This window comes from Bacteroides reticulotermitis JCM 10512, assembly GCF_000517545.1.
Classification (GTDB): domain Bacteria; phylum Bacteroidota; class Bacteroidia; order Bacteroidales; family Bacteroidaceae; genus Bacteroides; species Bacteroides reticulotermitis.
Map to the genome: position 1 here is coordinate 42,121 of NZ_BAIV01000002.1, position 13,736 is coordinate 55,856.

Consider the following 13,736-nt stretch of genomic DNA (forward strand, 5'->3'; position numbering starts at 1 on the left):
TTTATACTGTTTATTTATTTTCAAGAGCAAATTAAAGGCTTTTTCAATGAAAGAGAGTACTCATTCACGCCAAAGTATTAAAAAAAGAATATTCATTTCAAACACAAAAAGGATGATTAGAGCACTTGGTAAGTAATAGATAATCAAAGACAAACGTACAAAGGTGTACAATTAGAGTACAGCAATTTTCGAGTATCCTATCACTTTCAAAAGACAAATAATAGAAAGGGTATGCCTGAAACCGACATACCCCATTGTTTATTTCCTCAAATCATTTCTGAAGTTTAAACCAGTTGCTGGTAGTAGGACTCACAAAATAAAGATACGCAACTCCTCCGTTAGTCTCCTGTACAACATAAAGACCATCCGCATGGAACCAACCGGCAAAGAACTTAGTAAGTTTCTGTTCGACTTCAGCGATTCTATCCGCACCGCCATAGGGCATATAACCTTTCGATTTAGTGAAATAAATTCGGTCGAACTCGGTCTTAACAGTCCAGTTGGCATCAAAGAACGTGTACCAAACAGCATCCTCAGATCCCGGACAAAGTACCAGAGGCCGTACATCGCGATCGGAAAGTTCGATATCCCCTACACTTTTCCAGCTCAATTCTTGCCATAGTTCTTCTTTCGCATCTCCCTTGCTGTTATTTTTGCTTATCACATACGTCTTATACGAAGAGCCGGTAAAGAAACCTCTCGCATCCTTGTTGGGGCCAACACTCAACTTAGTATCTGTGCTCATCGCACTGTTATCAAATCGATAAAGTATTTGCTTCACACTGCTTCCGTTCAACGTAACAGCGTCGAAATTGAACGTTCCATTTTCGTCGTCCGCACCAATCGTCAAGGTTCTTTCATAATGTGTCAGCACACGATTTTCCAAAACACTGATTTTAATCGACTCATTGTTCGCACCGGAGATCGCATAATGGGCAATGAACTTCCCATTGGCATCCCGAATGACTCCGTTGTAAAGCTCCGTTTGAACCTTACTCAGGAATAAAGCCTTGTTTCGAGCAACAATGGCAGCTTTCTTCGCATCGTCGTTCTTCTTGATCTCAACACTCGTGACAGGGGTTAAATCCATTGCCACACCATTAACTTCACCTTTAGCAGTGATTTTCTGGTTGGTGTATGCCGTAATGACAAGCGTTTCTTCGCTTCCTTCGGTGAGATACTTTAAGGCACCTGCATTTTCCAGGGTCAAAAAGACTTTGTCTGCACCTTTAAAATCCAAATGATAGCCATCTTCAACCTTATTCTCGAGAATACTTTCATCCGTATCTGAGATAACATAGCCGCCATCATTGAATTGGAAATAAAAATCAATGCCTTTATAAGTCATTTTCCAACCTTCGGCAGCACATAGGATTTCCTTTACCTCCGAAGGTTTCAATCGGTCGGTACTCAGGGTTCCCTCATCCTCCCAATCCTTCCACACATCGGTCATCCCACAACTATAAAGAGCTAAGCATAACGTAAGTACTATATAAGTTAACTTTTTCATAATAAAATCATTTTAGTTTGAAACAAAATTTAAGGTATGCCCCTGTTATATTTCTAACATAAGGACGTGGTTACCTCCCTGTTCTCAACAGGTATTCGGCTACACGCATTGGTGCCGGAAGATAGGAAGGCGGTGTATAAGGTTCAATATTACCAGCATTGGCATATGCCTTTGCTGCCCCCGGTTCCATCACGCGAATATCAACATTCGGCGGAATCACCCCGTCGTCTTTAATATTTAGCAAACCATCTTCTTTTCCATTGCTATATCCTCCGCTTACCAAAGGAAGCATTCCCCACGGGTTACGCATCGTAAATAGAACAGCGTCATTGGATGACGGATAGAAGCTATATGCGTGGAAATTAACTGTTTTATACTTGTTTTCCACCGGCAGATCGCCATCTTTAAATCCACCGATCACCAGTTTTCCCTGTTGCAAGGACACAATTACGGCACGCTTAAGTTCTTTAGCCGACAGTTTGCCCGAAGCAAAAGCAAAGCTATTTCCGTTTCCGGTGAAGATCGAAGCCGCGTACTCAGTAGCGATACCGCCTATATCTGAAGTTCCTGCATAGATTTGTTTCCATTTTATCAGGGATTTCTCAAGTACGGTTGCCCAAGTCACCTGATCGTTCTTTCCCGATACGGCACCTAACTTACTACCATCGGCTACAAACATATTGCTGACGCCTACTTCGATCTCTTTCCCTTTCGGATCGTACAGGCTAACGGTAAACGTACTATTGCCGTTATCTTTAATTATCTTCTTGATAAACTTCGGATAGTAATGAGCCATAGCGGCCATTACGGCACAAGCAGAACAATCACCAATCACATGCTGGTTAACGTCAGCTGGTTTCGGATCGCCAAAAGGATAGAGTGAACCAACCGGGAATGTTGCCCAAGACAGGCCGGCAAAGGTTACAGGCTCTTTAGTAGCATCTTTGAGCCAAGCTATATCGCTGTAGTAGCCACACGTCCTCCCTTATGCTGTGTACCCATCGGGGTATCCGCCGTATAGGTATTCCCTGAAGAATACGGAAGCAAGTCATCAATATTTCCGGTAAAGGTGGCTGCAGAGAGCACCCATTCAGCTATCTGGGTCGCATTTCCGCCGCGGTTACTTTGAATCGACAGTTTGTAATACCGATAGGCTACCGAATTCTCGACTTCAAAGCTTTTCACTTCTTTTCGGCCGGTGAATGTTTGGTTATCTTGTGAATCGATTGTTTTCCATACTTTATTGTCCAGCGAGCCGGAAAGTACCCATGACTTCGGGTCCATCTCCGGAGCATCGGCGGCCGAAGTCAACGAATAGGCTAGTACGGCAATGTTGCTGTTGCCATTCCAGGTTATATCGAAGGCATTGTGATAGGTGACATATTTCGTATCGGCATTCGCATCGACCAGTTTGCTGATTTCCGAACCGGCAGGAGCATCCGAGTATTGCGCGATAATTGTTCCACTCGACGGCATATTCGCATTTCCGCTTCCAAGGGTCCAATACGGAGAAGTTGTTCCTCCCCCGCCAATCTCCTCGTCATCATCACTCGAACAGCTTCCCAGCACAAACGAGAGTGACAAAACAGAGAAGAAAAGGATTTTCTTTACACTATAAAACTTAGGTTGTATGATTCTCATAACTATTCTAATTTATGTTTTTATCTTCTGAATGTTTGGCAGAGTAAGCATCTACAATTATCAATAAGCATGAGATGCTTACTCTCCTTCCATCTTAGCAGTTAGTCAACACTCGACCATCCGTAATTCTGAACCATCTTTGGATTACGACGTATATCCTGATCGGGAATTGGGAAGAGGTAATGCTTCTTTTCGAAAATACGAAGCTCGGTTGCTACCTTCTCGAAGAACTGCGGTAGATTGGCATTGTTGTTCATACCGTGAATCTCGCCACCTTCACCACCTTTGTGATACGTAGGATAAATCCAACCATCACCAATAGACATATCGGCTACCTTCCAACGACGTACGTCAAAAAAGTGCTTCCGTTCGAATGCCAATTCAACCAAACGTTCGCGACGTACACGCTTGTCAACATCTGTACGGTTGGCAGGACACGCAATCTGGCCTGTACCGCTTCCATAAGGCATTAAACCGACACGTTCGCGAATATTATTGACCAAACCTAATGCTTTGTCATACTCGCCACATGCACTCAACGTTTCTGCATAGCCCAAGTAAACGTCGGCTAAACGAAGCAATATAGAAACGTGTTTGCCGGACCATGTACCATTAATCGGAGCTCTCTTACGAACACCGTATCCGGTATAAGGAGAATCCCAGCTTGCTTTATCGATTCCTGAGTTACCTCCTTTATTCAGTTCAGTAGTAATCCAGCTACCATCACTGCGAGGCCTTAACCAACGAGAACCGTTGAATGTGATGGAGACATAAAAACGAGGATCACGGTTAGCCCACTGCTTCAGTGTTTTATTGGTATTTTTCTCAAAACAGACAATCGATGAGTTCGGATTCGTATAGTCGGCAGTTGCCCCATAGAAATCTGCTGTCGGCACTCCTGTGTACTCTTTGTAGCCGGATTCAGTATCTTCAATGCGATAGCCTTTGTCGGTAAAGAACAGGTCGACAATCTCCTGGGTAGCTCCCAATCCCATACCACCTTTAAGGTCACTGGCTTCGCCGGCATGATAAGGAACCAATTCATAATTATCATTTCCTTCATCTACTACCCGTACAAAGATCTGTTCCAGGTTGGTATCATCATAATTCATACCGCAGGTTGCGCGGCGGAATGATTCGTAATAATCTACACCACCGGTACCAGCAGTCGTATATAGCTTATAAACTCCTTTGTCAACAAACTCGTCGAAGAAATCTTTGTAAGCACTCCGGGCAGCTTCCCATTTGGCCTGCTCCTGCGATTTGTCTTGCGGAAAGAGTTGCTTACCATCCGCGTTTTTAATATCCGCATAATCGGGGTTGCAGTTAAACAACGGGCTGGCGGCATAAAGCAATGCGGTTGCTTTCATCGCTTTACAGGTTCCCCGGTCAATACGTCCCAGATTGGTTCCGTTGTACTTAGTTGGAAGATCCTGAGCAGCCCGATCCAATTCTTCGACAATGTATGCGATATACTCGTCTACGGAACTACGTTCCTTCAATAAATCGGCTAGTGGCGTTTCTACAGAAAGCGGTTCTTCGCCCAATAGGATAGCCGGACCATACGAACGGAAGATCATGAAGTAATAAATGGCGCGCAAAGCACGTGCCTGTGCTTTCCATACAGTACGTTCGCCTTCAGAGGCTTCCTTGCATTGGTCTACGTTCTGGATGAAAGTACTGGCCTTGGCTATTCCTTTATAGTATTCAATGAAGAAGTAGTTAATCCAACCGGAAGAAGCGTAAGTTTTTCCGGTAGTCCATTCATTCGTGATATGCCAACTCCAGGTAAAATCGGCTTCGATAGTCCCGCCCGTCCAGGGAGAACCTTGGTTGCCGGGTATCAAATAGCGTTCGCTATTCTCATTGCTCACATAGCTATATGTATTGTTCAGAAAATCCATTGTCTTCGAACGATTGGAGAAGGTCTCCGTCATATCATACGACTGCCCCGGTATCGAATCAAAGAAATCATTGCAAGAGCTGAGCCCTAGCAGAGACAAGGTAAGTATTCCTATTTTTAATATATTTTTCATACTGATTGCTAATTATAAATTAAAAACTAACATTGACTCCGATGGAGAAGGTACGAGCATTCGGATAACGTGTACCGTTATTCGTATTCAACTCCGGATCCCACAGTTTAAACTTAGAGAAGGTTAACAGGTTTGTACCCATCAGATAAATGCTCGCAGTATTCAAGAACGTACCGTTCAACAATCGACTTGGCAGCGTATATGAGATATTCAGCTGTTTCAAGCGCATGTAGCTAACGTCTTTCTGCCACCAGGTACTGGTCTTCGTGTTATTGGCGTTTGCACTTGATCCGTAATAAAGACGAGGATAAAATACATTCTCATTGGTTGGATCATCTGCCGACCATCTGTCGGTTACATTGGCATATAGATTGGAGAAGCCGGAAGCATCGGAGAACGGATTTACGGCATTTCCAGTCAAGCAACGGTCAACTTGTCCGTTACCCGCAAACAACACGCCGATCGAGAAATTACTAACCTGCAAGTCTAAACCAAAGCCGTAGTACAACTTAGGTACATCGCCCTGTCCAATGAGGCATCTATCATAATCATCGATTGCGCCGTCACCATTCAAGTCCTTGTATTTGATATCTCCAACTCGGGATACTTGTCCGGGATACTCTTCACCAAACTGCTTAGCATGGTCCAAGATCTCGTTTTCGTTGGTAAACAATCCTTCAGCAATCCATCCCCAGCGACCGTTGACGTTCGTTCCACGGGTTTCCTGCCATGGGTATTTTACCGCCGGCTTATCATCTTCTACGATTTTATCTTCATTGTAGGCAATGTTTCCGCGTACAGTCAAAGATACCTTTTTGCTTAATTGTTGCGTCCAATCGACAGAGGCTTCAATACCTTTATTATCTACAATACCTAAGTTTCCATAAGGCATTTCGATGAATCCGGCATAGTCGGGCACGGTGGCGCGTTGCATAAAGATATCTTTTCGATGTTCTTTAAACAAATCGACTGTCAGAGAGAGGTTGTCATTGAGGAACTTCAAATCGAACCCTAAGTCTTGCTTATGCGATGTAGACCAACCGACATTGGAGCCATATTTAGTAACAGCCCATCCGCCAACACCTACGTTATCGACACCAAAGCGGTAGCCGCTGCTGGAAGACATAACATCCAGGTACATGAAACGGCGATTAGTTACAGCATCGGTACCTACCAAACCGTCTGTATAACGGATTTTGAAGAATGAGATATGCTTGCGCAAAGGTTCCCAGAACGTTTCATTAGATACAGCCCAGCCCAAACCGATGGCAGGAAAGAAACCGAATCTCTTCTCAGGGTCAAAGTTTTCAGAACCGTTATAACCTGCATTCACTTCCAAGAAGTAACGATCGTTCCACGAGTAAGTCAGACGAGCCGCAATACCTTGCTGCTTATAAGGCAACGTATTGATAATACGGTCTTGAGCTGTTTTGTTTCTTTCATCATTATTATCATAGACCAAACGTTCGATCTTCTGGTTATAAAGAACCAAACCACCCACACGGTGCAAGCCAAAAGAGCGATCGTAGTTAAGCGAAGTTTCAAAATAGGTGCTGCGCGTATTCTCTCCGGTTGTGTTAAAAGATAGTTCATTCGATCCTTCATGCGAACGGTAAGTTTTGTACGTACCGTCTGCATTGAATACATCATCATTCCACAATCCGGTTACCGGATCTTTACTTCCGCTAAAGTAATACGTATCTTCCCACTTTTCATAATTCAAAGACCGCTCATTTCGTACGTCAAAAGCAATCATAGCCGATGCGGTCAGCCCTTTGCTCCACTTCCAGAAGCCTAAGTCTTGTGCAACACGGATATTTGAATTCAGTTGATTCTTCGATTCATTGGTATATCCGCGGCGAGTAAGGTCGGCATACGGGTTGCGTTGGTCACCGTTTCCCGAAATACCCGATACAGTACCATCCGGCATCATCAACGGATAGTAAACGGGATTGATCTGAATGGCGGAGCTAAACAAACTGCTGGTAGAAATCTGCGGATAGTTGCCGGCAGAAAGATAGCCACTGAAGCCCAAGTCGATTGTTGTTGTCGGAGTTGGCTTCAAGTTTAAGTTAGCCGTGTAGTTGTAACGGTCGTAACGAATGTCTGCATTGTAGTTTTCCATTTTAGCCGTACGCGTCAAACCGGATTCATTGTAGTAGCTCAACGATACATAATAGGAAGCATTGGGTACTCCTCCGCGTACACTGACGTTGGCGCGCCGGTTATGTCCCCAGTCTCTGAACAATTCGCCCATCCAGTCTACTGCCGGATATAGATACGAGTTATACATCTGCGGATTGTCATTGGCAAGCAAACCATGCGCTTTCTTAGTAGCCTCAATGTATTGGGGCGTAAAAAGTAGCTGGTTCTTCGTATTCATGTATGCTTCATTCGCTGCATCCATATAGGTATAAGCATCTGCCAGTTTCGGTTTTTTGGTCAACGTAACAAAGCTTTCATAGTAATCTACGGTAAAGCGCGGTTTGCCGACCTTACCCGGTTTCGTTTTGATAATGATTACACCATTTGCCCCACGTACACCGTAAACAGCTGTGGCAGAAGCATCTTTCAATACGGTAAACGATTCAATATCGTTCGGGTCGATGTTATTGAAATCGCGTTCTACGCCATCAACCAATATCAGAGGCTTTGAATTCTGATTGGTGAAAGTTGAGATACCGCGAATCCAGATATCGGCATCGTCATGCCCCGGCTCTCCCGTACGTTGTACAGCAACCAAGCCCGGCAAGCGTCCGGCAATTGTAGCGGACAGATTGGCCGTAGGCATCTTGATAGCGTCCATATTCATGGTAGACTGCGCTCCGACTACCGATACTTTACGCTGATTACCATAAGCTACCACCGTAACTTCATCCAATGCGGAAACTTCTTCGGCCAAAATAACGTCCGCAATCTTTTTAGTAACCTTTACTTCTTGTGGCTTATATCCTATATAAGATACAACTAGCACCGGGTTCTTAGTAGTTAGTTTAAGATTATACTGGCCATTGACATCTGTAATAGTACCATTTCCAGTACCTTTTCCTGCACACTCACTCCTATGAGCAATTCGCCTTTTTCATCAGAGACACGCCCCGTTACCGAACCGCTCTGCGCCCACGTCGTCGCACTAAATAGAAGCAGTAGTACCAGTATCCATAACGATCTGCCGTGATGTTTTTTCACTCCAAATAAATCCATGTTACTTGTTTTTTAATTAATAATAAGGTTACAAATCATATAGAAAAACTATTAGTGAAAGCAAATTAATCCAATTTTTAGTTAATAAGCGTTCTCTATTTTGCCAAAAACAAGGCAAAGTAAAAGGGTGTGGTTAGAGTACATGCCGTACGTTTAAAGCACAAGCTAATAAATTAATAATCAAGCAACTAATTTATCTTAAAATCATTTAGAGCACAATTATAACATTCGCCGAACGTCGTCTCACTGATTCCCAGAGGGTTGTCAATACCTTAAAATATCTATTCTTACTATAAAGATTGATTAGCGCCCTTATTATTCCATAGCGGGCATGCTCTTTTTCTATTTTATAGGCTCACTGATAAAAGTTTGCGGCAACTTTGCTCTGTAAGTCGCAAGGCTTATTCGAAATATACGGGCCGGCCGCCTCTGTACGCAGACTTTCCGAACGAAAAGTCAGGGCCGATGAAGCTGATATCCTGCTGTAATTACTCCTGTCAACGGCTGTCACAAGAGTACAGGCTGCCGGCACGGCAGTTCACTCCTAATATAATAACAGTTCTATCCCGTTGTCACGACAGTTCACTCCTAGTGCCACAAAATTTCTCCCCACTGTCACAAGAGTGCCACCGCAGTGGCACAACTTTGCCAGTTCGTTGGCACAGCCGTGTCACTGCGGTGGCACGACCTAATATCCTATTTGTTTCCGACTTATAAAGCAGGGATGCTGTACAAAGCAAAGGAGTATTCGACAAACCGGCTTTGCAGCTAGCATGCAAAAGCGTCAGTCGAAACAGGAAGAGACAATCAGACTACTATTGAAAGCAGTGCAACAGTTCGCTTGTTCTCCAGCCGACTACTGAACCAAAACATGAATTGTTCTCATGCAACAGCAGTATTGTTCGGACTTAAAACAAGAACTGTTTTGAAGCACCTGACTATATCCTAAGCTTGTGACCGTATTTTTTCTGTCACAAGTTTTCACCGTGTATTTACAGCCTTTAATCACTCACAATCAACTTATTAATATCGGTTTGTGATAGTGATAGCAAATCAACCCCCAAATAACTTCCAAGGGAGTGCGTGGGAAAGAATGAAATCTAGTAAATGAACGCAGGTTTCTGACAGCAGATTGAGCCGATAGGAGGTTCGGCTCAGTTGTAAGGTTCTGCGTCAGACGGGAAAAGGCTCACACATAGGGGCCTTGTTCCGAATTAGAATGAAATGAGGTTATCAGGAATCAGGCGGAACTCAGTCTTCTTTATTTAGGTCCTTATGCCGATCGCGGTAATCTTTCGGCGTCATGGCAAAGCGACGGGCAAACTCTTTATAGAAGTAAGAACGGCTGGATATTCCGACATCTGAAATAACATCTTGAATAGAGAGGTCGTCATTCAGCAACAAACGAGCCGCTTTCTCCATGCGATAGTTTTTAATTAAATCGCCCGGGGCAATTGCAGAGATCTCTTTGAACTTCCGGTAGAACTGACGCGAGCTCATCGCCATGCAATTGGCTATTAGCGTTGAACCTAAATCTTCCTGATCCAGATTCTGTTCAATAACTTGCAACAGTTTCCGTAAGAACTCAGCCTGCTCCGCAGTTGTACAGACAATTTGATCGGCCAATTCTCCGAGGTCTTCCACATAGATCTGCCTTGCCTCACGCTTCCCATAAATAGCTTTATGGACTACTTCACGTAAAAACAAGATGTCATAGGGCAATACGATATACGAATCGGACCATAGAATTAACTCACGCTGAATGGAGGAGCTGACTTTCCAAGTAAGCATCGGAATAAAAACGGTTTTAGCCAACTGAGTCCGGTTCTTGCTAATATATTCCATAAAGGTTCCCTCGGCTTGTGCATATAGTAACATATCGACCAGAAATAAAGCAGGAGCCGATCGACGTATCTCTTCAAAAGCAAGTTGCACACTTCTCACCGGCACAACTACATACTCATCGGAAAGCAGATCGCTAATCAGCCAGATCATTTCGTCACGATCTTCCAACAACAGAACTTTCTTTTTCCCCTTTTGTTCTTGCACATCCAGCAGTGCCGGTTCAAAAGCGATGATCAACTGGTGATCTTCCTTCCTATCGGCGTAATGCAAACTTATATGAAGTTGTTCTAAGGCCGTTCGCACAGCGTAAAGCAAGAGTCGAGCGTTCCAGAATTGATCGATGTCTTTCTCTTTCACTTCAGTCGTTGATTGATTGACTTCGGATAACCGGTCATAGAGTTTCTTCACCAGACTATTCGTGGCTGAAAATAACAACAGCATTTTGCCTTCTTCTTCTTTGACTTGCACAGAAACCGCTTCTCCTTTGGAAGCATTAGCTATATAGCAGTAGCAATAATAAAGAATACTCCGCAAAGCATTTTTATATACCGGAAAAGTAAAATGGTCCGCCATCATGGATTGTATCACGGCAACATCGACTCCTTGTTTCTCCAATACTTGCAGAACTTCCAACGAGACTTCTTTGATGTTCATCCGACCGGAAATGACATACTCGGACGGAAAGAATGACTTAAAATCTCCCACATGCACAACTTCCGGATGAAAAAGAGTACCCATCACCGTTTCACGCATTAGGTTCACCACCTCTACACGCTTCTCATCCGGCAGGTTTTCAGCGCGCAACTGATCACAGGAGCGATATATTAAAGTAAGCCGGTCCAACATATCCCGATCGAAATTCGCACTTCCCGGCAATACCGAACGACTTTCGGCATTGAGCAACCGTTTCATCATCCGCTCGTGCAAAGAGTATTTCCGCAATAGGAAAAACAGATAGCCAACTGCCAAGAGTCCTAACAAGACATAGAAGACATAAGCCAGCGTAGAGTGATACCAAGGAGGAAGAATGTGGATTGGTATGGAGAAGTATTTATATTCGGTATTGAATACATCTTTTTTATACCTCACTTTGAATAGATAATCACCGGCCGGAATATCAAGATACGCCGCTTCATTCATACTGCTAAACGTAGTCCATTGTTTATCATACCCTTCCAGCATATAAGAATACTCGACATCACCTCCATATAGAAAGTCGGGTACGATAAAGGAAAGGGAGAAAGAGATAGCGGCTCCTTTCAATTGCAGGGCTTTACCACCGTCCACATAATAATCGCCCAAATTCACTTCCTGCCTTCCTATACTCAATTTACGCAACAGAATATCCGGATAGACTTCCGGCACAGCCGCTACTTCTTTATCAAGATATAGCAACCCGTCAATGCCACCAAAGAAAAGACGATCGGTATAAGGACATTGATAATAGGCATCATCGCTAAACTCACCGATCTGTATACCGGCGCTGTAGTAATAGGCATGAGAAGATCCGTTGTTCGGATTGTATTTTATCAGCCCCCGATTGGTACTTAACCACAAAAAACCATTCCCATCTTCCAAGATGCCATGTATCATATCGTTTAACAGTCCTTGCTCACGGCCGATATAGGTGGCCTTAATCTGCTTTCCCTCAAAGGTCACACACACCAAGCCCGATGTTGTTCCCACATACATTCGTCCATCGCTCGTTCGATGCAGACTAAGCACATCGTCAACTGATTTATGAAGCATTTCTTTGAGAGAGATTACCTGATACTCCTCGGTACGCTTATTAAACCGAAGCAGTCCTTTCTCACGACTTCCCAACCACAAGATAGAATCACCTTCCGGCAACATCGGATAGAACATAGTCATCTCACGCTGCTCATAATAAAAGTGATATCTCTTCTGCTCTTTTACCTTGATGGTTCCCGACGTTTTATCCAACGTTATTTTACGAAAGCCGGATCCGGCGGTAAGAACATAGAGTATGTTGTCATTCTCCTCATAAATATCATGTACATCGATGGCGGGTGACTCGGAATGATCTTCAACCTCATGCAGTTCATCATCTCTGAAAGAGTAATAAAACAATCCCGGTTCACCGGCTCCTACCCAAAAGCCGTCCATGTAACGGCTTTGCAGCAGCTTGTATCCTTGGAACTCTCTGTTCCATTTCGAGTAAGAAGCGGCTTTTTGTTTCTCAGAAGGCGAATAGATGGTGGTTGAGGCAGCTGTCATTCCATCACTGTAATCACGAATATGCAATAAGCCGTCACCTTTCGTACCAAACCACAACCCACCATATTTATCTGTCATCAAAGAACGTACCTGCCGACTCAGATTGGGGGATAACTGATTTAACATCAGGTTCGTCGCAATAGAATATTTCCGGGCATACATAATGGCTCCCTGCCCATCCGAAGCAACCCATAGTATATTCTGGGAAGGATCCTGGTAAATATCGTAGATGCGTAGATTTCGATTGATCACTTCTTCTTCATATTTCTTCGAAGTGCGTAGACGTACTAACCCATTTGCCCTAAACCCGATAACAATATCATCGTAAAAGGGAACAATCCCACTGATGTAACCATACTTCTGTGTCAGCGAAGCCACATTGCGGATGTAGATTTTAGACTTTCTGGATATGTCGTATACAAACAAATCCTGCTCGCGGTCGATGAAGCAAATAACGCCGTTCTGAGAGAAGACACCCTCAATAGCCTTTGAGTGAAAATCGGTTAGAGAAGTCGTACACCGGACACTTAGCGAATCTTCATTAAAAGCGCTCAACGATATTTGTTGGAGTTTATTCGAATGCTGCAAAAAGAGCCATAACGAACCGTCATTGGCTACAAAAGCCCTTTGATCCATGTCCTCGACGGAAGCGAGGGGTGCTTTAACCCGGATAAACTTACTGTGAAAGGTATTGTAATAGAAAAGTCCTTCTTTGGATACAACCCACGTATTTCCTTTATTGTTAGCATGCACATAATAGTCACCCGCAAAATCATAGCTCCCTATAACTTGCCGAGTATCTAAAGATAGACGATTCACTCCCAAGTGAGTGGTTATCCACAAACAGTTACTATCTGCTTGTTGGATCGAATGAATGATATTATTATTTAATGTTTTTCGCGCGGAGAAGTCAGCTCGAAAAACTTCCATTGACTTTCCATCATAACAATTCACCCCATCATAAGTACCAAACCACATCAATCCGGTCTTATCCTGAAAAAGGCATAAGACAGCACTATTAGATAATCCCTGCTGATAATCCACTTTGGAAAAGATATAGCTATCTTTCACATTTTCCGACAGGCAACCTAATGAACAAGTCAATGTAACAAGAATGGTTATAAGGCGCGTTTTAATCATAAAATTGATAGGATTTCCAATGTATTATGAGACAAAGGTAACTTTTCGGATGCAAAAAGCCAAAAAAAAATGAGTTCATTACAACCCATCCCCCAGATTCTTTTTTCTACAATAAGCTCCCC

General features: G+C 43.6%; 5 protein-coding genes and 1 pseudogene. All 6 read right to left on the reverse strand.

Features of this window, described 5'->3' with window-relative positions; translation table 11 throughout:
* Window positions 1-271: 271 nt before the first annotated feature.
* The 6 genes and pseudogenes from JCM10512_RS01170 to JCM10512_RS01190 all read right to left on the reverse strand — a co-directional run bounded on the left by JCM10512_RS01170 (window position 272) and on the right by JCM10512_RS01190 (window position 13,614).
* Window positions 272-1,510, reverse strand: coding sequence for a hypothetical protein (locus JCM10512_RS01170; protein WP_052517060.1), 1,239 nt, complete (start codon window positions 1,508-1,510; stop codon window positions 272-274).
* 70 nt (window positions 1,511-1,580) lie between these two features.
* Complete coding sequence (locus tag JCM10512_RS23245; RefSeq protein WP_244436805.1) at window positions 1,581-2,345, reverse strand: C2 family cysteine protease; 765 nt, start codon at window positions 2,343-2,345, stop codon at window positions 1,581-1,583.
* Window positions 2,346-2,464: 119 nt separating this feature from the next.
* Window positions 2,465-3,151: a discoidin domain-containing protein gene (locus tag JCM10512_RS23250; protein ID WP_244436806.1), complete on the reverse strand. Its 687-nt coding sequence runs from the start codon at window positions 3,149-3,151 to the stop codon at window positions 2,465-2,467.
* A gap of 101 nt (window positions 3,152-3,252) precedes the next feature.
* Window positions 3,253-5,187, reverse strand: a complete 1,935-nt coding sequence (locus JCM10512_RS01180; RefSeq protein WP_044159659.1) for a RagB/SusD family nutrient uptake outer membrane protein — start codon at window positions 5,185-5,187, stop codon at window positions 3,253-3,255.
* 19 nt (window positions 5,188-5,206) lie between these two features.
* Window positions 5,207-8,391 (reverse strand): annotated as a pseudogene (locus tag JCM10512_RS01185) (SusC/RagA family TonB-linked outer membrane protein).
* 1,251 nt (window positions 8,392-9,642) lie between these two features.
* Complete coding sequence (locus JCM10512_RS01190) at window positions 9,643-13,614, reverse strand: two-component regulator propeller domain-containing protein (RefSeq protein WP_081741186.1); 3,972 nt, start codon at window positions 13,612-13,614, stop codon at window positions 9,643-9,645.
* Window positions 13,615-13,736: the final 122 nt, after the last annotated feature.